Source organism: Parabacteroides sp. AF21-43 (assembly GCF_003635435.1).
Lineage (GTDB): Bacteria > Bacteroidota > Bacteroidia > Bacteroidales > Tannerellaceae > Parabacteroides > Parabacteroides distasonis.
The window spans coordinates 18,554-41,451 of sequence record NZ_QTMG01000005.1 but is presented as its reverse complement, the minus strand read 5'-3'; the positions used below and the strand labels follow the sequence as shown (position 1 = coordinate 41,451).

24 protein-coding genes are annotated in these 22,898 nt (G+C 45.4%); 11 read left to right on the top strand and 13 right to left on the bottom strand.

Annotated features, from left to right (window positions below; all coding sequences use genetic code 11):
• Nucleotides 1-8 precede the first annotated feature (8 nt).
• Both DWX84_RS05415 and DWX84_RS05410 read right to left on the bottom strand, forming a co-directional pair.
• Entirely contained in the window at nt 9-1,976 is a 1,968-nt protein-coding gene (locus DWX84_RS05415) for an alpha-L-arabinofuranosidase C-terminal domain-containing protein (protein WP_121961162.1), read from the bottom strand.
• Between the two features lie 27 nt (nt 1,977-2,003).
• Complete coding sequence (locus DWX84_RS05410) at nt 2,004-3,602, bottom strand: aspartate:alanine exchanger family transporter (RefSeq protein ID WP_121961163.1); 1,599 nt, start codon at nt 3,600-3,602, stop codon at nt 2,004-2,006.
• Nucleotides 3,603-3,732: 130 nt separating this feature from the next.
• Between DWX84_RS05410 and truA the strand changes: the two genes are divergently transcribed.
• The 3 genes from truA to DWX84_RS05395 are packed head-to-tail and all read left to right on the top strand — an operon-like array spanning nt 3,733 to nt 6,032.
• Nucleotides 3,733-4,491, top strand: a complete 759-nt coding sequence (gene truA / locus DWX84_RS05405; RefSeq protein ID WP_005854725.1) for a tRNA pseudouridine(38-40) synthase TruA — start codon at nt 3,733-3,735, stop codon at nt 4,489-4,491.
• 3 nt (nt 4,492-4,494) lie between these two features.
• Complete coding sequence (locus DWX84_RS05400; protein WP_005864820.1) at nt 4,495-5,391, top strand: DMT family transporter; 897 nt, start codon at nt 4,495-4,497, stop codon at nt 5,389-5,391.
• An 11-nt stretch (nt 5,392-5,402) separates the two neighbouring features.
• On the top strand, nt 5,403-6,032 hold the full coding sequence (locus DWX84_RS05395; protein WP_005864822.1) for a DUF3256 family protein: 630 nt from the start codon (nt 5,403-5,405) through the stop codon (nt 6,030-6,032).
• Nucleotides 6,033-6,138: 106 nt separating this feature from the next.
• Here DWX84_RS05395 and DWX84_RS05390 read toward each other — a convergent pair whose 3' ends face one another.
• From DWX84_RS05390 to DWX84_RS05370, 5 genes are all read right to left on the bottom strand, one after another.
• The gene (locus DWX84_RS05390; protein ID WP_005864824.1) at nt 6,139-6,981 is read right to left on the bottom strand and encodes a PepSY-like domain-containing protein; all 843 of its coding nucleotides are present in this window, start codon (nt 6,979-6,981) and stop codon (nt 6,139-6,141) included.
• A 49-nt stretch (nt 6,982-7,030) separates the two neighbouring features.
• Entirely contained in the window at nt 7,031-7,474 is a 444-nt protein-coding gene (locus DWX84_RS05385; RefSeq protein ID WP_005864826.1) for a PepSY-like domain-containing protein, read from the bottom strand.
• A 67-nt stretch (nt 7,475-7,541) separates the two neighbouring features.
• Nucleotides 7,542-8,813 carry a HAMP domain-containing sensor histidine kinase gene (locus tag DWX84_RS05380; protein WP_005864828.1) on the bottom strand — a complete coding sequence of 424 codons (1,272 nt, stop codon included), beginning with the start codon at nt 8,811-8,813 and terminating at the stop codon, nt 7,542-7,544.
• A gap of 2 nt (nt 8,814-8,815) precedes the next feature.
• Nucleotides 8,816-9,496 (bottom strand): response regulator transcription factor, encoded by a 681-nt coding sequence (locus DWX84_RS05375; RefSeq protein ID WP_005854737.1) that lies wholly within the window; start codon nt 9,494-9,496, stop codon nt 8,816-8,818.
• Between the two features lie 77 nt (nt 9,497-9,573).
• Nucleotides 9,574-10,026 (bottom strand): PepSY-like domain-containing protein, encoded by a 453-nt coding sequence (locus DWX84_RS05370; RefSeq protein WP_005864829.1) that lies wholly within the window; start codon nt 10,024-10,026, stop codon nt 9,574-9,576.
• A 69-nt stretch (nt 10,027-10,095) separates the two neighbouring features.
• Here DWX84_RS05370 and DWX84_RS05365 point away from each other — a divergent pair, with 69 nt between their 5' ends.
• The 4 genes from DWX84_RS05365 to DWX84_RS05350 are packed head-to-tail and all read left to right on the top strand — an operon-like array spanning nt 10,096 to nt 12,588.
• Complete coding sequence (locus DWX84_RS05365; RefSeq protein WP_005864832.1) at nt 10,096-10,647, top strand: RNA polymerase sigma factor; 552 nt, start codon at nt 10,096-10,098, stop codon at nt 10,645-10,647.
• The gene (locus DWX84_RS05360; RefSeq protein WP_048927640.1) at nt 10,638-11,183 is read left to right on the top strand and encodes a hypothetical protein; all 546 of its coding nucleotides are present in this window, start codon (nt 10,638-10,640) and stop codon (nt 11,181-11,183) included. Before DWX84_RS05365 ends, DWX84_RS05360 begins: the two co-directional genes overlap by 10 nt.
• A 13-nt stretch (nt 11,184-11,196) precedes the next feature.
• Nucleotides 11,197-11,661: a hypothetical protein gene (locus DWX84_RS05355; RefSeq protein ID WP_005864834.1), complete on the top strand. Its 465-nt coding sequence runs from the start codon at nt 11,197-11,199 to the stop codon at nt 11,659-11,661.
• A gap of 21 nt (nt 11,662-11,682) precedes the next feature.
• Entirely contained in the window at nt 11,683-12,588 is a 906-nt protein-coding gene (locus DWX84_RS05350) for an outer membrane beta-barrel protein (protein ID WP_005864838.1), read from the top strand.
• Nucleotides 12,589-12,635: 47 nt separating this feature from the next.
• On the opposite strand, the gene DWX84_RS05345 is transcribed toward DWX84_RS05350, so the two are convergent.
• The gene (locus DWX84_RS05345; protein ID WP_048927641.1) at nt 12,636-12,968 is read right to left on the bottom strand and encodes a hypothetical protein; all 333 of its coding nucleotides are present in this window, start codon (nt 12,966-12,968) and stop codon (nt 12,636-12,638) included.
• Nucleotides 12,969-13,159: 191 nt separating this feature from the next.
• On the opposite strand from DWX84_RS05345, the gene trxA reads away from it, so the two are divergent.
• From trxA to DWX84_RS05330, 3 genes are all read left to right on the top strand, one after another.
• Nucleotides 13,160-13,630, top strand: a complete 471-nt coding sequence (gene trxA / locus DWX84_RS05340) for a thioredoxin (RefSeq protein ID WP_005864842.1) — start codon at nt 13,160-13,162, stop codon at nt 13,628-13,630.
• 119 nt (nt 13,631-13,749) lie between these two features.
• Nucleotides 13,750-14,586 carry a helix-turn-helix domain-containing protein gene (locus tag DWX84_RS05335; protein ID WP_005864844.1) on the top strand — a complete coding sequence of 279 codons (837 nt, stop codon included), beginning with the start codon at nt 13,750-13,752 and terminating at the stop codon, nt 14,584-14,586.
• Nucleotides 14,587-14,679: 93 nt separating this feature from the next.
• On the top strand, nt 14,680-15,261 hold the full coding sequence (locus DWX84_RS05330; protein ID WP_005854756.1) for a DUF417 family protein: 582 nt from the start codon (nt 14,680-14,682) through the stop codon (nt 15,259-15,261).
• Between the two features lie 54 nt (nt 15,262-15,315).
• On the opposite strand, the gene DWX84_RS05325 is transcribed toward DWX84_RS05330, so the two are convergent.
• Together DWX84_RS05325 and DWX84_RS05320 are read right to left on the bottom strand one after the other, a co-directional pair.
• Nucleotides 15,316-16,803: a RagB/SusD family nutrient uptake outer membrane protein gene (locus DWX84_RS05325; protein WP_048927642.1), complete on the bottom strand. Its 1,488-nt coding sequence runs from the start codon at nt 16,801-16,803 to the stop codon at nt 15,316-15,318.
• A gap of 33 nt (nt 16,804-16,836) precedes the next feature.
• Nucleotides 16,837-19,923, bottom strand: a complete 3,087-nt coding sequence (locus DWX84_RS05320) for a TonB-dependent receptor (RefSeq protein ID WP_122377446.1) — start codon at nt 19,921-19,923, stop codon at nt 16,837-16,839.
• A gap of 237 nt (nt 19,924-20,160) precedes the next feature.
• Here DWX84_RS05320 and DWX84_RS05315 point away from each other — a divergent pair, with 237 nt between their 5' ends.
• The gene (locus DWX84_RS05315; protein WP_005854762.1) at nt 20,161-20,553 is read left to right on the top strand and encodes a YkvA family protein; all 393 of its coding nucleotides are present in this window, start codon (nt 20,161-20,163) and stop codon (nt 20,551-20,553) included.
• 7 nt (nt 20,554-20,560) lie between these two features.
• Here the strand turns inward: DWX84_RS05315 and bioD are convergent, their stop codons facing one another.
• From bioD to DWX84_RS05300, 3 genes are all read right to left on the bottom strand, one after another.
• Nucleotides 20,561-21,241, bottom strand: a complete 681-nt coding sequence (gene bioD, locus DWX84_RS05310; protein WP_122377445.1) for a dethiobiotin synthase — start codon at nt 21,239-21,241, stop codon at nt 20,561-20,563.
• A gap of 219 nt (nt 21,242-21,460) precedes the next feature.
• Nucleotides 21,461-22,222 (bottom strand): malonyl-ACP O-methyltransferase BioC, encoded by a 762-nt coding sequence (bioC, locus tag DWX84_RS05305; RefSeq protein ID WP_121961164.1) that lies wholly within the window; start codon nt 22,220-22,222, stop codon nt 21,461-21,463.
• Nucleotides 22,213-22,878, bottom strand: a complete 666-nt coding sequence (locus tag DWX84_RS05300) for a DUF452 family protein (protein ID WP_005864854.1) — start codon at nt 22,876-22,878, stop codon at nt 22,213-22,215. Before DWX84_RS05300 ends, bioC begins: the two co-directional genes overlap by 10 nt.
• Between the last annotated feature and the right edge of the window lie 20 nt (nt 22,879-22,898).

The window sequence follows — 22,898 nt, the reverse complement described above, 5'->3', positions numbered from 1 at the left end:
ATGATAGATTATAGCGATATCCTATAGACTAAGAAACTTAATGGTTGGACGGAGACTTCAGTAGCGGGAGCCTCTAGTTCCACCGCTGATTCAATGGGTATGACTGTTTCCGGTTTACCCAATGTATTCTTCGCTTCTAGGTCTGAGGCATGTAAGACTGTCAACTTTCCTTTATGCTTGCCGGATGAGATTCCGTTTAGGTTTAATTTGATTTTTTTGCTCTGGATGCTGGTATTGACGATTTTGATGATGAACTCGTTTGTGCCTTTGTCGAAAGCGGCTGTGGCGAATAGCTCGCTTTGCCCGGTAACGGCTTCTTTGTTCATCGTCAGGGGCAATACGTTTGTTCCAGCATTGTGCCCGTATAATTGTTGTACATAGTAGTTAGGAGTTTTCACGATGTTTAGGTTGTCGAACCAGATTAAGTCCGGGCGCCATTGCCACGCATCGACATGTGCGAATAAAGGGGCGTATGTGCATAATTCGACCACGTCGGCATTCCGTTCAAGACCGGTCATAAACGCAGCCTCGCATAATGCGGTCAGGAAGCTATTCTCCCGGTTAGTCGGGTGGCAAGCATATTCACCGGCGAACACTTTGGGACCTTGCCGATCATACGAATCATATCGTTTGGCACTATTTAGGAACCATTCAGGTGAGCGATAGAAATGTTCATCCACCAGATCTACTTTTAAGCGTTTCATCTCCGGCCATAGATATTCGAAATCTTTTCCTTCCGAATTGGGACCGGAACTACCGATGATTTTGATCTCCGGATATTTAGCTCGGATGGCTTTCACGAACGGCTCGAGGCGTTCGGGATATAGCGGTCCCCATTGCTCGTTACCGATAGCGATAAATTTCAGATTAAAAGAAGCCGGATGCCCCATATCTGCACGCATTTTGCCCCATTGGGAGGTAACCGGGCCATTGGCGAATTCGATTAAGTCCAAGGCATCGTCTATATAAGGTTGTAATTTATCTACTGGCACATGCTGGTCCATGTCCTCATTCTCAAACTGGCATGACAGCCCGCAATTCAACACAGGCAAGGGCTCGGCTCCGATATCTTCGCTTAATTGGAAATACTCAAAGAATCCCAAACCGTAAGATTGATAATAATCCGGGAATTTCTTGTGAGGAAATGTATAATTCCACCGGTTGATATTGATAGGCCGGTTCTCTACGGGGCCTACCGTATTTTTCCATTGGTAGCGTGTGGCGATGGTTGTACCCTCAACGATACATCCACCCGGAAAACGAAAGATTCCCGGCTTTAGATCTTTCAACGCTTGTGCTAGATCGCGGCGTAGGCCGTTCGTGCGATTGTTGAATGTCTTTTGCGGAAAAAGGGAGATATGTTCCAGATCCAAGGTACCTGCCGTTTCCATCGTGATGCGTAGGCGTGATTTAGCCTCGGTCGCTTTGGGAGACAAGATAACGGAATATTTCTTCCAGTCTTTTCCTTTTATCTCTAGGTGTTGTGTCTCATAAATATCGTTATCTCTATTTACCAATTCGATACGTAGTTTGATCGGGTTATTGGTCTCGGTACGGGCATATAAGGAAAAGTCGTAATTTTCATTAGCTTTTATACCGATACCTTTGAAGCCTTCGTTCTCCAGACCGGTTCCGGTGATTTGTCCGGCATAAGTCAGGGGTGCGTAATGGGGGTTTTTGTCGAAACAGGGATTCTTTTCAGCTATGCTTACATCACCGAAAGGTTCCCAACCTCCCCATGGATTCTCAAACTCGAAGGAGCGGTTCTTGATTAGTTCCGCATACAATCCTCCATCTGCCCCGAAATTGATATCCTCGAAGAAGATTCCATACATAGTTGATTGGATAGGCGCACCTACATTCTGTACATCGATGTCAAACTCATACACAGGCACGATGTCTTGTGCGGTCATGCAGTTTATACCGACACTTAAGAGGAATAAAGCCGCAGTTTTTTTCATGTTCTTTCTTCTCATATTCTGTGTTTTTCAATAAATAAAGATTTAGACAATCAAATTCGCTATCATCTGTATAAACAAGATCAGGAATACTATCGCTATCGGATAAACTGTCGCATAAGCCACGCTTGGGGCTGGGCTGTCTGTCATGGAATCCGCGGCGGCAAGCCCCGGGGTACTGGTCATACCGCCGGCGATTGTTCCGACTAAATCGAGAATGTTGATCTTAAAGAAATAATATCCGGCTAATACAGCTACGATCATAGGGATCATTGTTATAGCGATACCGACTCCGAATAACGTTAAACCGCTTGATTGGAAAGTGGAAACTAGGTTTACACCGGCAGATGTCCCTACTTCGGAGAGGAATAGTAATAACCCCAATTGGCGAAGCAGGTTATTAGCGGAGCCGGACATAGACCAAATGATCGGGCCTGTTTTTCCGATGGCGCTTAATACCAAGGCAACCATAAGGATACCGCCGGTCAGTCCCGGAGAGAATGAGAAAGAATCCGAGAAGGATATATTTAATTTTCCAAACAATACGCCTAATACGATACCCATAGCGATCGGGAAAAAGTCCGTATCTGAAAGACGTTTCTCGTCATTGCCAATGAATTGGGCGAGTTCATTTACGCTTTCTTTCTCGCCGGCGACCATCAACTTATCTCCAAACTTCAACACTAAATTAGGTTCTGGGGAAAGGTCGATTCCGCTTCGACGTACACGGGTTACCGTACAACCGAAAGTTCCTTGTAAATTTAAATGGCCTAGCGATTTATTGATAATGCTCTTATTGGTCAGTAACAGGGATTGCAAGGTCTGTCCGCCACTTAACGGCAGATCTCCCTCGATACGTTCTCCCAACAATAATGTCAGTTGCTCCAAGGCTTTGTCGTTACCTACGGCCTTCAGTAAATCTCCTTCGTTAAGCGTGGTATGGGGAGTTGGCATAGATATGACATTGTCGTGTTTTATACGGGAGACTACCGCTCCGGTCATGGCCCGTACCTGCAATTGAGCCAAACTCTTTCCGCAGATGTTTTTATTCGTGACTTTAAATGCGGCGGTATGTAATGTAGGATATTGGCTTTTCCTTTGGGTTTCCAGCACTTTAGCCTCGGCTATCAAATCCTTGCGAAGCATTTTTGGCAATAGTTTCACGAAAAGGATCACGCCGATTACGCCGAACGGATAAGCGATACCATAGGCGATGGATGCGGCGGATGATTGCGTGGAGTCGATCGCTACCGCCAAACCGGGCGTACTCGTCAATGCCCCGGCGATCAGACCGACGATACTCGGGGTATCGATATCCAAGATATACTTGAATAAGATTCCTGTCAGGCATGCCGAACCGACAATTAATAACGTCAGGATAATGAGTGTCTTGCCTTTGGAACGGAAGGAGTCGAAAAATCCGGGGCCCGCTTGGATACCAATGGTAAAGATGAATAACACCAACCCCATATTCCCTAATTCCTTGGGTATGATAACCCCAAAATGACCGAATAACAGGGCGATGAAAATAACTGCCGATACATCTAGCGAAAGACCTTTGATCTGTATCCGGCCTAGCATGAATCCAAGCGCTATGATCAGAAACAGGGCAAAATAAGAAGACTGAAGTAATGTTTCAAACATGTCAGATAGTTTTGAAGTGAAGCTGTTAAAGATGCAAAATTAAACTTTTTAGTCCATTCAGGCAACGGCTTGGCTGGATTTCTGTACCTTTGTGCCATATTTTAGAAAAGAGAAAGTAAAGAGTATAAGCGTGAGACGATATTTTATATATCTGGGGTATAACGGAAAGAATTTTCGGGGTTGGCAGATCCAGCCGAATGGTATGACGGTGCAGCAATCTATAGAGGAGGCCTTGGCCATCTTGATGCGTAAGCCCGTGCCTATTGTGGGGGCCGGCCGTACCGATGCCGGTGTACATGCCCGCTTAATGATCGCCCATTTTGATTGGGAAGGACCGATCGAGGATTTGGCTTTCCTTGCGGAAAAATTAAATAGGCTGCTGCCTAAAGATATCGCCGTTTATAAGATCGTGCCTGTCGTACCGGAAGCGCATGCCCGCTTCGACGCCACTTCACGAACCTATAAATATTATATTACGACCAGGAAAGATCCGTTTAATTATGAGCTGGTTTATAAGCTTCCCGGTCGTTTGGATTTCGAGGCGATGAACGAGGCGTGTAAGGTCTTATTCGATTATATCGATTTTACGAGTTTCAGTAAGTTGCATACGGATGTAAAGACGAATAATTGCCATATCCAACATGCGGGTTGGACGCAAGAAGGGGATATTTGGGTGTTTACGATCCGTGCAGACCGTTTCCTTCGTAATATGGTGCGTGCGATCGTTGGTACTTTATTGGAAGTCGGAAGAGGACGTTTAACGATAGACGGCTTCCGAAACGTGATTGAGGCAAAGGATCGTTGCAAGGCCGGAACCTCCGTGCCGGGACATGCCCTGTTCTTGGTAGACGTCACGTACCCGGAAGAACTCTTTCCAGTGGAGGGTTAAATCATGTGGTTAGCTCTAGCCTTCCTCTCTGCCTTTTTGTTAGGTTGTTACGAGGTCAATAAGAAAATGTCGTTAAATGGGAATGCCGTTATTCCCGTTTTATTCTTCAATACGCTCATAAGCAGTTTGATTTTCGTCCCGTTCATCTTGCTCTCTTTTTATACGGATTGCTTGGACGGGACGATGGTGTATGTACCCCGTGCCTCTCTGGAGGATCACGTGAAGGTGTTGATAAAAGCGGTGATCGTCTTATCCTCTTGGATATCGGGGTATTTTGCCTTGAAACATTTGCCGCTGACGATAACTGGGCCGATCAAGGCCAGCCAGCCCGTGCTTACATTACTGGGTGCGATGCTTCTGTTCGGGGAACGGCTGAATCTATTTCAATGGGTCGGAGTCTTGCTTTCTATCGCTTCCTTTTATCTCCTTTCCTCATCGGGGAAGAAAGAGGGGATTCATTTTGCCCATAATAAATGGATCTTCTTCACGGTCCTGTCTATCTTGACCGGGGCGATGAGCGGATTGTATGATAAGCATTTGATGCGTAGTATGGATGTAATGACGGTACAAGTCTGGTTTAATGTCTATCAATGTGTTATCATGTCATTTATCCTGTTGTTTCTATGGTATCCGAACCGGAAAAAGAGCACGCCTTTCCAATGGCGATGGAATATCATCTTTATCTCCGTATTCTTATGCGTGGCGGATTGGGTATACTTTTATGCTTTGACATTCCCGGATTCCATGATCTCGATCGTATCGATGGTACGTCGGAGTAACGTATTGGTGACATTCTTGGCGGGAGCCATCTTCTTCCATGAAAAAAACTTAAAGAACAAGGCGATCGACTTATTCCTTGTGTTGTTAGGAATGATATTCCTATATTTGGGGACAAAATAGAAAATTAGATAATGAGACGAGTTATAGTTACGTTGTTGATCTGTGTCTTTGCGTTGGGAATGAACGCACAAGATATGACAAGTGTGTTCACGGCGATGCCAGACCAATACATTCCTCAATTGGAGCACGCTTGGCGAAAGGATTTGGTGGATCTTTATACTTCAGGAAAAGAATCCCGGCTGAAAAATACGATGAATGGCTTTTCTACCTTGCAAAAGCTAACGAACGATTACCTTTTGCTACAGACTACGGAGCGTAGCACGGTAGAGATGAAATTACTTCCCTTGGTAAACAATACCTACGTGGTTTGTATGATCTCTACGGTAAACGGCCCGGTTCCGGATAGCCGTATCGAGTTTTTCACGACCAATTGGGAGCCTTTGGCAACATCCGATTTATTCACGCAGCCAACTTCCGATTGGTATATCAAGCAGGGAATGGATAAGAAAGACGAAGCCTATCAAGAGGCCGCCTCACATTTGGATATGGATTTAATTCAATATCGATTGAGTCCGGATGATCAGACTTTGACCGCCATTTATACGACTCCTCAGTATCTGAGCCAAGAGGCTCGTGAGAAAATAGAGCCGTATCTCAGTGAACCGAAAGTCTATACGTGGCAGAAATATCATTTTCAGTAATTCTTTCCTTATCCATCCACTCCGATATAGTTCATGAGGTTTTACTGCAACCCGCTTTGCAGTACTGCACGTGGGTTGCAGTAGTACTGCGATAAAGAGTCTTTTTTTAATGGGTAGGAGAGACTAAGATCCCTTCTTCATTAAAAAGAATCGTTATATCTCGGTCTCCTTGCTCCAGCTCGAACTCATAAGAGAGTCCTTCCGCTTTTTGAATGACATGGATATCATCGATTCGATAAGAGGCATATGCGGAGGCCTTGAATGCGGTCATCACGATATCGGGTACTTGGGAAGAGCGTATTTCCCACTCTGTATATAACCATTTGTTCTGGGTATCCAGCCAAACTTCCTTATGGATATTCTCATGAAGGATATCCACCTCGGTACCTTTTGCCTCCGTATCTATCTCAAGGATTGTCGCTCCCGGATACATCTCTGAAATGAGTTCCTTAATAGCGCTGGGGGTAACGGAGGGACGATGCTCGTTGTCGCCGTTACCATCGGTTACTTCCTTGATGAGAATACCGCCTTCCGTATAATGTAGGTCTGCATCTTGCTCGCCATTTTCAACGTCGAGAACGTAAATGGTACCAGCGTCCGGACGTTCTAGCATATCTACATCGTCTATCTTCCATTTAGCGTATAGGCTTGCCTCGAAACTGTTTTTTACGGTTTGGGGCAAAGCCTTGTAAGGAAGATCGGTCTCTGTCAGCATCCAGTTGCCTTGCGGATCAAACCACGCTTCAGCCTCATATGAACCGGTGTAAAATTCTGCTTTGACATAGCCTGCCTCGTTCTCCCAACTGACACGTTGCGCATCCGGATATTTTGTGTCAAAGGCTTTTGTTACAATACTCTCAGGTGTGAATTTGTCATCATCGTCATCACATGACATGAATACGAATGAGCTGCAAACCAAAGTTGCCATTATGAATGCTTTTGTTTTCATACGATTGATTTTAATTAAAAATATATTAATACTTATCTTAGAGTGTCTATTAGTCATCGATATCAATCAAGTTCCCTTTTAAGTCGAATGTCATCTCAAGACCGTTATCTAGCTTTATCTCATAATCCCGTATCTCTTTTTCTATTTTAACAACCTTATTCGATGAATAGTTTTTCTTGATAAGGTCTTGTATTACCTCCGGAATGATCGCTTGCGGGATAGGGAGCCCATGCCGTTTAATCTCTTTCCATTCTCCTTTATGGTTAAACTCAACATTGGTCCCGTCCGTGAGGATCACGTCGTAACTGCTAATCCGGATCAGATTTTTCTCTATTTGGATATGCGATACCGGGATGTCCTTAAAATGATCCGATATGAATTGGCGGCTGGAAACCGGCAATACGTTGGTGTCACTCGTGATCTTATCGTTGCCGGCACAAGCCATGACAGATAATAATGATAAGACTATCAGTAAATAATTGATCCTTTTCATATGCCTTGTTTTTTATTATACCGCAAAGAAAAGGATGCATTTTGGAAAAAATTGGGAATTTCGGCCGTTAATAGAATAATAATGTGAATGTATGCATACCATTTGCGTATTGGTAATCTATCCGGATCGAATATAGATCGACTATTGATTTGACAATGGCCAACCCAAGGCCCGTCGATTCTTGTTGTTTGCTTTGGCTGGCAAAACGGGCAAATAATAATTCCTTATCAAGGGTTTTGTCGATTCCCGTATTTGCGATCGTAAGCATACGGCGAGAGATCGTGATTCCTATATCCCCTTTCTCGTAATTATGGACATAGGCGTTTTTAATGAGATTGGTGATTAACGTAGTGGCCAGCGATTCATTCATGGTGCATACCAAACTCTCTTTTTCTGAAACTCGTAAGTGGAGAGCTTTTCTTTCGTATATGTCATTAATTCCTTCTAATATCTTATGGATAAGATGATTTAGGCAAATATCCCGGGTCTCGGGGAATTGTTTGTTATCTATCCGAGAAAGTAATAGGAGGGATTTATTCAACCGGATGATGCCGTTCAACGCTTGATGCAAGCCAGCGATCTCTTTCAGTTGATCTTCCGTGCAATCTGGATGTTCGCTTAATAATTCTAATTTGTTCATGCATACGGCCAATGGAGTTTGTAACTCGTGGGCGGCATTCTCTACGAAATGTCTTTGTTTGTTGTATAGCTTGTCACTCTGGTTGACGCTTTCTTGAACGGTCTCGTTTAATATCTTAAATTCCTCGATGGGTGTAGGGTTGTTTAATGGAGGATTATATTTGCCTACTTGAAAACTTTTCAGCCAGCTTAATAGCTTATATAAAGGCTTAAAGCTTCTTTTGAATCCTCGATGGATCACGAATAAGATGCAACTTATCAATGCGATATATAAGACGGCCATGCTCCAGATAATCGTCTCGATCATATCTTCTTGTTCTAAGGTGGATAACTCCAGCGTCAGTTCGTAGAATTTACGATCTTTTGTCATGAAATAAGTGCGTAAGGCACGAACCGGTTCGTATTCTTGCTCTATCTCTATGTATACCGTAGCATCGTAGAACTCGTCCTTATCTAGTTTCGCTTCGCTTTCCGGAACCTCACGAATGTAGTACCGGGTCATGATATCCACATGATCTTTCAGCAATGTGCTGTCCGCTAAGGCGGAGCGGATGATAATCTCTTTGTAGTTCTCAAGGCTGTCATTCGTCTCGTCTTCTACCTCATGTAGAATCATAAGGCAGAAAACACATCCCCAAGCGGCGAAAATGACCAATATGGGGACAAATAAATTGCGGAGGGTGTAATGGATTAGCTTCATATTTATTCCTCGTCGGTCATTTTGTAACCGAAGCCATAGACCGCCTTTATTTCGGGGATGGCTCCGGCGGCTTTTAATTTCTTTCGCAAGTTTTTTACTTGGCTATAGATGAAGTCGAAATTATCGGCTTGGTCTATATAATCTCCCCAGACGGACTCGGCTAAAGTAGCTTTGCTGATCAAACGGTTGGGGTTGGATATGAAATAGTAGAGCAGATCGAACTCCTTACGGTTCAATACGATCTCTTTCCCGTTTATATAGACGGAATGTTTATCGGGATATATCGTTAGGTTCGCTAAAGACAGTTGCAATTCCCCATCTTGTTGCTTGCGGCGGATAACGCTCTTGATGCGGGCGTTCAATTCCGCCAGATGGAAAGGCTTGGTCAGATAATCATCGGCCCCAAGATCTAATCCTGTAACTTTATCCTCGATAGAGTCTTTTGCGGAGATAATGATGATGCTGTCTTTCTTGCGTAAGGCCCTTAATTCCTTCAAAAGGGTAAGGCCGCTACCTCCCGGAAGCATGATGTCTAATACGATACAATCGTAATCATAATCATTTATTTTAAGAGAAGCTTCCCGGAAAGAGGAAGCGCTCTCTACCACATATCGTTCTTTCTCAAGAGAACGAACGATAACTTCTCTCAATGCGTTTTCATCTTCGACTACCAGAATTTTCATAGGCTAGCTTGTTAATCACACAAAGCTACTGAAATATTCTGGTAAAAATCTGGAATAAGAAAAGATTCAGTACCGTTCTACTTCAATAATTGGGCCTCTGAGTTAAACGTGAGGCGAACCTCATTGTTCTCATGCTCTAGTTTGAATACGTAAAATGTTCCCGAAGGCTTGTCTATTTGTGTCACCTCATCTATCTTATATTCATGATAAGCCGAATTTGTTAGGTTGTCCATGATGTCTACGGGAACATCTTCGGCATGGATATCGAATTTCGTACTTAGCCACTCGTTATTTTTGCCGAGCAGGACCTCTTTCTTAACGCCTTTATCCTTGATGTCGACTTCTACACCTGCGGCATCTTTATCGTAATCGGTAATGGTCGCCCCCGGATATTTCATCTGGATAACCTTTTGAATCGCTTGAGGGACCGATTTGTCATCGGAGCCTTGTTTCTTTTGTTGGCAACCTACGGTGAGGAATAAGCAGCAGCTCATGAATAAAATAGCTGTAAATGATACTTTTAGTTTCATAACGTTTAAGTTTTCTATTACAAACAAGCGGGTGACAGGCAAAGTTTTTTCCAAATAAGTTAATTTTCCATGATATGTTTTTCTTCCTTTGTCGTCTTGATTATAGAAATGGAACTTGAGACGTTTAAAATAACCGTACTACCTCTCCGGCAGAAGATGTTGAATTTCTCCCAGAGACTGGTTGAGGACACAGCCGAAGCTGAGGATGTGGTGCAAGAGGCATTCATAAAGCTTTGGTATATCCGGGAAAAACTGGATGCCTACCATAGCGTGGAGGCGCTGGCTATGCAGGTTACGAAAAATCTCTCATTGGATAAGATAAAGTTGCGAAAGCCGCAGGGATCGGAGTTGGAGAGCGTTACGTTGGTATCGGATGCGGTAAGCCCCGACGAACAACTGGAGCAAAGGGATGCCGCCGAATGCATACGGCACTTGATCGCCCAGTTGCCCGCTTTGCAGCAAACCATTATCCGGATGAAGGATGTAGAGGGCTATGAGTTAGCCGAGATTGCGGAGATCACGGCTACACCGGTCGAGAATGTCCGGGTGAATCTCTCAAGGGCTCGGAAAAAGATACGGGAACAGTTTTTACAATTAAATAAACAAGAGAAATGGACATAGACGAGTTATTAAACCGATATTTTGAAGGAGAAACCTCTTCGGAAGAAGAGCGGGAACTTCGAGCCTTCTTTACTTCCGGGAATGTTCCGGACAGGTTGGCGGTCTATACGCCTATGTTTGCCTATTTGGAGGAAGAGAGTCGGAAGGAACGACAGCCGGATGAGGCATTGATTCCGATTGATGAGGATATCCTTTTTATGCTGGATGCGGAAAAGGTGGAGGAAAAGAAGACGTTTACTTTACGATCCGTGTTGTATTTGGTATCCGGTATCGCCGCCAGTTTCTTGCTGCTTTTGGGGCTTAACCATCTGTTGAATCCGGTAGATCCTTGTTTCTGTTCGGATAATTATGTCGTTATAAACGGTCGTTGTTATACGGATATTCATAAAGTTCGCTCCATGGCGCTGGAAGCTTTGCAGGAGGTGGCCACACCTGCGGACGAGTACTTTCCGGAAGCGGATCGTGATGAGGCCGACCGTATGATTATTGATAACCAATTGAACGAGCTTCGTTCTTTATTTGATGATAATGAATAAAAATACTGTAAATATGAGACGGTTCGAATACATGTTATGGTTGCTGGTGGCGGTATTTTGCTTAATGCCTTGTGGTGTCTCGGCTGCCGAGACACAGAAAGACTTGAAGATTCAGGAAGTCTTTCAACGATATGGCAAAAAACGTAATGTCACGATGGTGGAGTTGTCTAACGAGATGTTGGAAACGTATGGCATGACTCGTTATAAGAGTATTACGATCAAAGATGATCCGGAAGCCCTGCGGTTTACCCGCCAATGTCTGGAAGCGGACCAGAAAGGGGCCCGGAAGATCAAAGAGGTGACGGACGATGGAGGGGTAGTCTCCGCTTATTACCAGTTGAAGGGCGTAGAAGCAGATATCAACCGTTTTGTCCTTTTTAAGGTCAGCAAGAAAGGGGTAATAACCTTGGTGTACATTGAGGGAGATTTGGATAGTGATGATTTAATCACGCTATTATTTACGAAGAAAGATTTATAAACAAACAAAACAGATAGGAAGATGAAAAGAATACTTTTAGTCTTAATGGCTTGCTTCCCGGTAATCGGGTTGATGGCCGCTGAGGTTGAGCCTTTGGCTGGGGATACGATTATCACCCTTGAGAGAAAACGTATCGAGGTGAAAGATAATGGCGATCGCATGAAAGTCAGGGTGTATGAGGTAGACGAGGATGGTGATTCCGTGGACGACGAGTTGATCTTCGAAGGGCATTACCGGGACGGACAAAGCTATGAACGCCGTAAACACGTGAAGTCTATCAATATCCCTGTGCCTACTTGGGATAAGGACTTCAATCCGCATTGGGCCGGTTTTGGAATGGGCTTCGCGAACTTTGCGGATGGGAGTTTACATGTAAATGATGTAGACGGAGTCTCCCTTCGTAGTGGAAACTCATTGGAATATAATTTGAATGTATTGGAAAAAGCGTTCCCGTTCTCTCGGTATCGTTGGGCGGTGGTGATCGGTGCCGGTATGCGTTGGAGCCGTTACCGGATAGATACGAATGAGTATTTCAAGGAGATAGACGGTGTTACGGCTTTGCGTCCGGCTCCTGAGGGTGTTACGTTGAAAGCGAGTAAGTTGAATATCACGAGTCTGACCATTCCGTTGTTATTGGAATGGCAACCTAAAAAGCGTTCGAGTGAATTCTTCTTGTCTGCGGGTGTAGTCGGTGTGATCAAGACTTGTTCTTCCTCGAAGATCGTATATAATGACGCTTCCGGTAAAAAGCACAAAGAGAAAATGGATTCCGGTATGAATATCCGTCCGGTAACTATGGATTTCTTATTTCAAGCCGGTTGGGATTGGATCGGTCTTTACGCCAAGTACTCACCGATCGACCTCTTTGAAAATGGGAAAGGTCCGAAGGTGCATCCGGTTTCTATCGGCTTGCAGTTGCATTTGTAGATCGTTGAGGTTTTACGGAAAAAGAATGTACGATATGCCGGATCTTGTTAACCAAGGTTCGGCATCGTTTTTCTTTCTTGTTGGCGTAAATAGGATCGGCATCCTACGTACGTTACGATCAAGGGAAAAGGAGAATAGCGTACGATACAGACACCGACGATGGCCCCGATCGACATTAACAGAACTAATTTAAGACGACTTACGGTCCATACTTTTTTATCTACGATCCACATTCCGATCGTGAGCGCCGCCATCTCCGGGAAGATAATCTCTTTCTCTCCCATAAGCTCAGAGACACCCACCATTAATAAGATCATTAATAAAGCGCAAATATATCGTTTACGTTGAACAGGGTCGTTGAATAATTGTTTATTGCTCATAATGTGTTCTTTGGGAAAACGTCGCAAAGGTACGGCATTTATCTTGAAAAAACTTATTTTATACTTTTTTGATGGGGATCGGGAAGTATTGCAAACTTATCCGGCGATATGGCCATTTCTTAATCGTGGAAATAAGATGAACTTTGCAATATAAATAGAAGACAAAGTAATAAATAAAAAGGAGGTTCAAGATGGGTTTTATTAAGGTCGGTGCCGTATTGTTCGCAAGTCTTTTGGTAGGAATGGCGAACGCTAGTAATGGAAATAAGAATAATAACAATAAAACAGAAAATAAAATGACAGTAACAGAATTAACACAAGAAGATTTCGTAAAGAAAGTGTATGACTTTGAGACAAACCCGAACGCATGGAAGTTCGAGGGTGATAAACCTGCGGTTATCGATTTCTATGCCACTTGGTGTGGCCCTTGTAAGATGATGTCTCCTATCTTGGATGAGATCAGCAAAGAGTACGAGGGTAAAATCAACATATATAAGGTGAATGTCGATAAAGAGGCGGATTTAGCGAGTGTTTTCGGTATCCGTAGTATTCCTTCTTTATTGTTTGTACCGATGAAGAAAGAACCGAGTATGGTTCAAGGGGCTATGCAGAAGAATGAGTTGAAGAAATTGGTTGATGATATTTTATTAGAGTCGAAATAACTCGTATAGTGTGTTTTGGGGATTAGTGACGCGGAAGTTTGCTGGGAATAAAGTGAACTTCCGCTTTTTGTTTATATAATATTGTTATCTTTATCCGTCTTAAAATCCGGAAGAAATCTATGGAATATATTTTTAATACTCGCTTAAGAGGTAATATAGCGTTGACCGATTCGTATCACACGAACCTTGCTTTGCAGAAAGATAATACGCTTTACAAGTTTATTTGGGTACAAAGCGGTTCGTTGCAACTGGAGATCGATCACGTACCGACTACCTTAGTGAAAGGTGAGATTATTCCCTTGACTCCTTTGCACCATATCGAGTTCAAGGCGATCAATGGCGAGTACTTGACCCTTCTGTTTAACAGTAACTTCTATTGTATTTTCGGACATGACAATGAGGTGTCGTGTAATGGTTTTCTTTTTAACGGGACTTCCAATGTGATGCAATTGAAATTGAGCGAATCCCAAGTTGCCTCTTTGCGCGATATCACCGACAGCCTAACGAGTGAGTACGCCATAAAGGATAATTTGCAAGAGGAGATGCTGCGTATCTTACTGAAACGTTTCATTATTTTGTGCACCCGGATCGCACGTGAGAAGTTTTCGGTAAGCCCGGAACGGGAAAAGGCGTTCGATATGGTTCGCCAGTTCTATGTATTGGTAGATAACCATTTTAAGGAAAAGAAGATGGTCCAAGATTATGCGGATATGCTGCATCGCTCCCCAAAAACCCTATCCAACCTTTTTACGACTTGCGGATTACCTTCTCCGTTACGGATCATTCACGAACGAATTGAGGCTGAGGCCAAACGATTGCTATTATATAGCCAGAAGAGCGCGAAGGAAATCACGGAGATCTTGGGCTTCGAGGATCAAGCCACATTCAGCCGTTTTTTCAAGAAAATGACGGGAGAAAGCGTCTCTGAGTACCGGAAAAGAGAGAAACGGGAATAATTGCTAACTCATCCGGTAAAATCGCCATTTACGGGATAGGTGTTTCTACCGATCTTTGCGGTATAAGTTCAATACTATAAAACAAATAATAAGATGAAAAAGTTGAATGACCTGTTTTACTCGTTTTTGCAAGTGGCGGCCTCTACTCAGAAGCTAGGTATTAATTTGATCCGTATATCGATCTTGATCATATTTGTGTGGATCGGCGGTTTGAAGTTCTGGAATTATGAAGCGGAAGGCATCGTTCCGTTTGTGGCGAACAGCCCTTTCATGAGTTTCTTCTATACGAAAAGCGCTCCCGAATATAAGACGTATAAATTAAAAGAGGGTGAGTTCGATCAAGCGAAGCATGAGTGGCATCAAGAGAATAACACGTATGGCTTCTCTCGTGGCTTGGGAATCTTGATCATGGCGATCGGTATCTTGACTTTCCTCGGCATTTTCTCGCCGAAGATCGGTTTGGTAGGAGCGGGGTTGGCTATAATCATGACGTTCGGGACGTTGTCCTTCTTGGTCACGACTCCGGAGGTCTGGGTACCTAATCTTGGCAGCGGGGAATTTGGTTTCCCGTTATTATCGGGGGCCGGGCGATTGGTGATAAAAGATACGGCGATACTGGCCGGTGCGATCGTGGTGCTGTCGGATTCGGCGCAACGGATCTTGAAAAAGAAATAAGCGAAACAAGAAAAAGGGGAATGGTTTTAATGCCATTCCCCTTTTTCTTGTTGGTTACCGTTTATTCTGTACGATATTCGGGTTTGCGTCGATCTCGCTTTGCGGAATCGGGAGTGCTACCCGGGGATCGGAAGCGTTGATCACCTGTACGTCGGTAGGTAATTGCGGCAAATGCCAACCGCCCTTGCGGATTACCGGAATATTGTTACGCATGTAATCAAAGAACGCATGTCCTTCGCCAACCAATTCTTTGCGGCGTTCTTTAAGGATTCTCTCTAGGGAAAGCTCGGAGTCGCTAACGGATTTATTGGGGTTGGCTCGGCTTACGATTTGATTCAGGTAGCCTAACGCCTCGCTACGTTTTCCTAGCTTGAAAGCCGCCTCGGCCGCATTTAAGTATATCTCGGACAGACGGATGATGCATAGGTCATTGTCTTGCGGATTGCCGGTCAATACATCTCCTGTTTTTCCGGGATACTTCGCCAGATATTTAGGATGTCCGGTCGAACCGGTTGGAAGGATATCCTCGTCCGGTTTTTGAGGTAAGCGGCATAAGGCATGGCGAACATCATCCGGGTCTTCACCCAGTAAATCCAAGAAATCTTTCGTCAAGACCAAATTGTTCCAATCTTTCACGTTATCGGCATATACCATGGGAGCGCCCTCTCCGCCACTACCGCCGGAAGGCTCGGTAAGCGTAAAGTAGAACTCGAACAGGGATTCGGAATTGAAGTCTTTTCCCCATACGGAGGTATACTCATCGTGCGTGAACAAGGTATAAAGACCTCCGTTATTGATTACTTCTTGAGCGTATTTAAGGGCGTTCTCGTTATCGTTCATATATAAATAGATACGAGATAGAAGTGCTTTCACGCTCCATACATTTTGGTGACCGTCGGATTTGGTTGTAACAAGGTTGGGTAAGGCTTCGGTCAGGTCTTTGATCACTTGGTTGTAGCATTCGGCTACCGTGTTACGAGACGGTTGGTGAGTCGGCAACTCCGTCTTGATCTCGATGGGCACACCCAAGGACGCTCCATTATCCAGTGTATAAGGCATACCAAAGAGGCGGGTTAAATCGAATAAGGCCAAGCCACGCATAGCCAACGCCTCTGCTTTTATACGGGCGATTTCTTGCGTGTCGGAGGTTTGGACGCTACCGTTGTCTATTTTCTCGATTAAGCTGTTCGCTTGATGAATCACGATATAGGGTTGGTTCCATACTCTCGTGATATTAAAAGCGTCGTCGGCGGCTACGTTGAACAGATAGTACGGAGATACACGTCTGCCGGGACCTTTGTCAATACGAGCTTGTACGTCTTCGCCACGGCAGTCGGCATAATAGAGGTAGTTGTCTCCATAATAACTATGCTCGGATGCTATGCGATAGATTCCATTTAATGCGGTTTTAGCGTCTTCCAGTGACTGAATAGCGTTATCGCTGGTCACGGAAGTGGAGGGATCCAGATCCAGCCAATCTCCGGAGCAAGCCGTGAATAAGAAAGGAAGAGCGCCTACGATATATTTAATTGACCATTTCATTGTATTTCTTTTTTATCGAATGAATTGTTGTGTTTAGAAATTAACTTCCACGCCGAAGCTAAAGGTTCGCATGGGCGGTGTCTCACAGAATACCTCGCCGGATACGGGCACTTCCGGATCATATTGCTTCCATTTCGCCCAAGTCAGCAAGTTGCTGCCGGAGAAATAGACACGGACTTTATCCAGCAAGACTTTATCGGTCCAGTTATGAGGCAGGGTAAACCCGAACGTCAGGTTCTTTAACCGCAAGTGATCCGTACTATGTACGAAGCGAGAGGAACCACCGCTCACTTTGTCGGAGCGTCCCAATACGAAACGGGGAATGTCGGTGATATCACCGGGCTTTTGCCAACGGTCTAACTCATAGATGGGCAGGTTGCGGTTTCCTTCGCTGGCTCCGTCTGTCTCGATATACGTACCGGTCTTGTCGAAAGAATAGCCGCCCAATGAATAAGAGAGCGTAAAGGCCAAGTCGAACCATTTATAAGAAAGGATATTGGTAAGGCCTCCGGATATCTTCGGATCTACTTGTTTATAAGGAACCGCTTGCGCCTCATTGACATCTTGGGTCAAGGTGCGGTCTAGATTGCCGTTCTCGTCTTCCGTATTTTTATAATACAGCGCATTTCCGCTCGAGGGATCTACCCCGGCGAATTCCTTTACATAGAATGTATTGAATGGCAATCCTATTTTCCGGATAAACCAACTACTTTCCACCACTTGATCGAGATTACCATCAAGGGCCACGATCTTATTCTTGTTATGTGTCAAGTTCAATACCGTAGTCCAATTAAAATCTGCGTTCGAGATATTCAAGGAACGAACCTCCAGCTCGACACCTTTATTGTTTAACTGCCCCAGATTACCCAGATAGTTCAGGAATCCGGTCGTGGCGCTGATCGGACGGTTGTAAAGCAAATCCTTGGTGTCACGATTGTAATACTCGAGCGTTACGAAGATGCGATCGATAAACGCGAGGTCTAGTCCGAGGTTCATATTATAGTTCTTCTCCCATTTTAGATTGGGATTGGCTTGTGTGCTTTCATACGAACCGGGGTTATCCATATAGTTCTTTCCGTAACTATATAAGCCCATATAACCGTAATAAGATCCCGGCTGATTACCGTTCACGCCATAAGAGGCACGGATCTTGACATCGCTCAACACCGGCTTTACGGCTTTCATGAAATCCTCGGCTCCCAGATGCCACATGCCTGAGACCGACCAGAAATTACCCCAGCGATGCTCCGGCGCCAATCGGGAACTACCATCCCGGCGAAAACTTCCGGCGATATAATACCGGTTGTCGTAATCGTAATTCAAGCGGGTTAGATAAGAAAGCAACCGATAATCCTGTGTAGAGGATACGAAACTGTTTATAACGGCGGCATTGTCCGGCTCGAATAATTGGTCGGACGGCATCTTGCTTTTCTCACCGGCGGCTTTATCTGTCTGGAAACTTTCCGCCTCATAAGCGGCTAGTACATCCAGATGATGTTTGTTGGCGAATGTCTTCACGTAGTTCAACGAGGTAGAAGAGATCAATTTCCCGTATTCGATAAAACCTTTGGACGATTGGGCATCGCTACCGCTCTTGGGACCCGCCCCGCTTAATGCGTTGAAATAGCGGGCATCCTTTTGGATGCTATAATCATAGCTGAGTACTTCCTTTAATTTAAGTCCTTTGATAATCTCTACCGCACCGTGCGCCGTACCGAAGATACGGGTCATACGAACCCGGTTATAGTCGGTACGCATATCCCGCAAAGGATTTACGTTCGTTCCGGGATAGGTATTGGCGTAGGAACCATCTTCGTTAAATACCGGGTAGGAGGGAGGAGTGGCTACCGCCATGCAATAGAAAGGATTGATACTGGATGTACGTTCCTCGTTCATCTCTTGATTCACTTGCGAGAACATGAGGTTCGCTCCGGCCTCGCCTCGTTTGCCGATCTTTTGTTGCACGTTAAAGCGTCCGGAGTACCGTTCCATCGATGAGTTCTCCACCAGACCCTCTTGTTTTTGATAACCCAAGGAGCTGTAGACCGTCGTGTTCTCGGAACCGCCGGAAATGGAAGCCTCATAATTTTGATGTACGGCCCGTCTCATCAACACGTCTTTCCAATCGGTATAGCCTAAAGCAGGAACAGAGGTGTATGCCCCGATATTGGCGTTGGCGTACTCTTCCGGAGTCTGGGTGAAAGATGCGGGATCTTTGGCGATCTGGTCTTGCGCGTAATTAACCAAGCCTTCATAAAGTAGTTCCCGGCGTTGCTCTCCGTTGAGGGTCGGGCGGAAGTCTACCGCTGCGTCCGAGAATCCGGCGCTAGCGTTCAACGTGACCCGGGTACGTCCTTTCGATCCTTGTTTGGTCGTGATCAAGATAACACCGTTGGCCGCACGGGAACCGTAAAGGGAGGCGGCGGCGGCATCCTTTATAACCGTGATATTCTCGATATCGGAAGGATTGATCGTACTCATGATGTTGGTCTTGGCATTGTTCATGTAGGAGGCCTCCGAACCGCTTCCGGTACTTAGGTTTCCCGAGGTGACGGGAACTCCGTCTATCACAAACAAAGGTTCGTTCGATGCGTTGAACGAGCCCATACCACGGATGCGGATGGATGCGTTCGCTCCCGGTTGCCCGGAGCTTCCCGTGATATTGACACCGGAGGTCATACCTTGTAGTTTCTGTTCTATGGAAACCACCGGCATCTCTTTCAGTAGGTCAGCCCGTAAAGTGTTGGCGGAACCGGTAAAGGAAGAACGTGAGAAGTTACCGTAACCGGTTACCACGACCTCATCGAGGTTCATTGCCTCCGGTTGTAAAGCCACGTTTAAGATACCGCTTTTCGGGATAGGTACTTGGGCCTGCTTCATGCCGATGTAATCGACAATAATGAATTTGGCGTCAGGATCAACTTCCAGCGTGAAATGCCCGTCGAGATCGGTCTCCGCTCCCGACAGGCTCCCTTTTACGATAACGGTCGCTCCGATCAGAGGCTCCTTGTCCTCTTGGGAAATCACCGTTCCCTCGATCTGTCTTTTTTGGGCATACGCTACCCCGGGCAATAGAAGTAGACATAGGAATAGTATGCCCCATGTTTTTACATTTCTCATCTCTTTTTGTTTAAAACGTCTTATTAATACCTATACTAACTAGAGGATTATCTGAAAAAGGCGTGCCAGATGTGATAAATCCTGTAGGTTTCTTTATAATTGTTTTCTTATGAGATTATTACGAAAAGCTTTGAATACGGGTGTGGAGGTGGCATTGTGTAATATTTCCTCATTTGATGTGCAATTTTTCTACACTACTTGTTATCTTTGTGAAAGATGATTTAATAGGATTCGTTTATGGACACAAGAAAGATTGAGGATGTTCCTTTCGAGGAAGTACATGAGATACAAAGATATGGGACTTATTTCTCGGAGAAGAGTTTCTGGAAGAAGATAGAGCGGGTAGCGAAGAAAGTGGGGGCTACGGTATTGCGTCCTGTCTTCACGCTGTATTATATGTTGCAGGATGAAAAGGTGCCTCTTCAACATAAGGCTTATATAATCGGGGCTTTAGGGTACTTTATACTGCCTTTCGACTTGATCCCGGAGAGCGTGCTCCCCATTATCGGCTTCACGGACGATGTGGCGGTGATGACTTTCGTATTGAAAATGGTGAAGGATAGCATTACACCGGAGATCCGGAGAAAAGCGGATCAGAAAATACTGGATCTATTTCCTGATCCGGCTTGATAGGGCGTTATAGCAACGGGCGAATATCGGGAAGCTCCTCGCTTCCCTTTTTCATTTCCGGAAGGAGGATTAAGGGGATTTCCGGGAATTTGGCCTTTAGATACTCCAAGGTATTCGCCTCGATCAGCGGGTCGATGCTTGGATATTGGTTATAGACGATAGCTTTTACCTCGATGCCGTATCGCTCGCAGGCGTACAGGCTGAGCAAAGTATGATTGATACTTCCCAGCTTGCCGGACGTGACTAGTATCAGGGGATACGCCTGTTCCTTTACATAATCGATCGTAAGGGATTCCATGTCGTTCGGCACCATTAAGCCTCCGGCTCCTTCCAGTAATACATACTCGTAGGTCTCTCGCAATCGCCGGGTGGATTGGGTGATCGTGTCTAAATCGATACGTCTTCCATCTTTCGCCGCCGCCATATGGGGAGAGCAAGGATAGGTGAAGATATAAGGACAAGTCAACCCTCGCATGTCCTCGTCGGTAAAGGGTATCCCTTGGATTTGGCGGTGTGCCTCTATATCCTCTGATACGTGCTCGCATCCGGTCTGTATCATCTTTTGGGTGATCACTTTCTTTCCGGCTTTCGCCAATGCCTTGGCGATCATTCCGGTGGCTACGGTCTTTCCGACGTTCGTGTCTATGCCGGAGATAAATAATACATTTTCTTTCGTTTGATGGCTCATTGTTCTGTTGTTTAAATAGTTGCTTGATTAATCTTTTGTCTCTATGGATATTCCCCCTTGTCTCTAAGAGATTTATTCCTTTTCTTCTGTGCTATTAATCTTTTCACCCTTGTGAAAAGAACGTATCACCTAGGTGAAAAGATCGTTTCACCCTTGTGATACGATCATATCATATAGGTGAAAGGATCAATACTTCGGAAGAGGCGACCTACCTCACCTTTATCTTTTGACCACTAAGATATAGAGTGGACGGTAAGTTAATGTGACCCCACCATCCGCCGAGGGGAATCTCTCTTGATAATCCCGGCAGAAACGTTCCTGTTTTCCCCGTGTCCAGACGCGAGAGGCGTTGGCCGTGACACCCGTGTACTTTAGATGTCTTAGCACCTCCAGCGGGTGCCGGAAGGTCAGGGCGATATTTCCTTCCTCTTCATGGACGATCCGGAAGTAGGTGGATAACCACTCCCTTAATTGTCCGGCGGTAGGATAGGTGAGCCCTTCTCCGGTCAGTTCCTTGATCTCGTGAAGGTTGTCCGGCGTGAAGGTGTTGAAAGCCAGTATGCCTCCGGGCGATAGGGTGGACGATAGCTTATGGAGGAAACGCGGAAGGTCTTTCATCCATTGCAGGGCGGAGGCCGAGGCAATCAAGTCGAACGTGCCGGGAAAAGCCAGTCGCTCGGCATCACCGGCCAAGAATAGAGGAGGGGCGGAAGGAAACAACTCCTCGATGGCGCTTTGCCAAGTCTCGCAAAGATCGTTGAGTACCCATTCCTCGATTTGGCATTCTTGTTTTAATAAACGGGTGAATCCGCCGCTTCCGCAACCGATTTCCAGCACCCTGCGGAAATGAGAGGAGGTGTATACGGTCAATAGCTGTACCAGATGGGCGCATATCCGTTTCTGGGCTTCCGCGTGATCGTCGTATGTATTCACCGCTTGGCTGAAACGCCGGCGGATCCGTTCTTGTTCGATTACTTCCATAATTCGTTCCATGATTGATAGTGGTAAAAAGGAAGATGAGGCGCCTTGATCTCTTGGATGGGGCAACGGCCTTGCCAGTAGTTCCGGAGGTTGGTTGCCGGGAATATCTTATCTTCGGTGGACAGGATGGCTTGATCCCAGAAGGCGGATATCCGCGGATCGGCTGATTCGAGCTTTTCCGGGAGGATCTGATTATATAGAGATTCCAGTTCCTCCTTGATCTCTTCCAGCGGACGTGGTGAGAGTTCCGAATAGCGATTGAATGTCTCCTTGTCTCCGCACATCCTGCGGTTAAAGCGACGCATGCCTTCCTCGCTGATATGATGGAGGGTTCCCTCGAAGATTGCGGTCGGGATGCCTAGCGTATCGTGCATGGGAAAAGGGGTACCGTTCAGGGCGGTCGCCGTGGTAAAGGATCGGTGGCCTGCCCAGAGCCGGGTGGCTACCCATACGCCTAAAGACCAAGCGACCAGATGCACCTCCTTATAGGGGGCGAACGTCTCTTCGAACCCGAGCGTCCTGTAATCGTAGGCAATCCATAGGTCTGTCTGCTCCGGTACTTCCAGATGGCGGAAAAGCTCCGGCGAGGTGGACCAGCCGGCGAGACAGAGGATCAGACTAGGGGATCGCTTATTTATTATCTTATCTATATACATACTATCAATTCAATTTATAT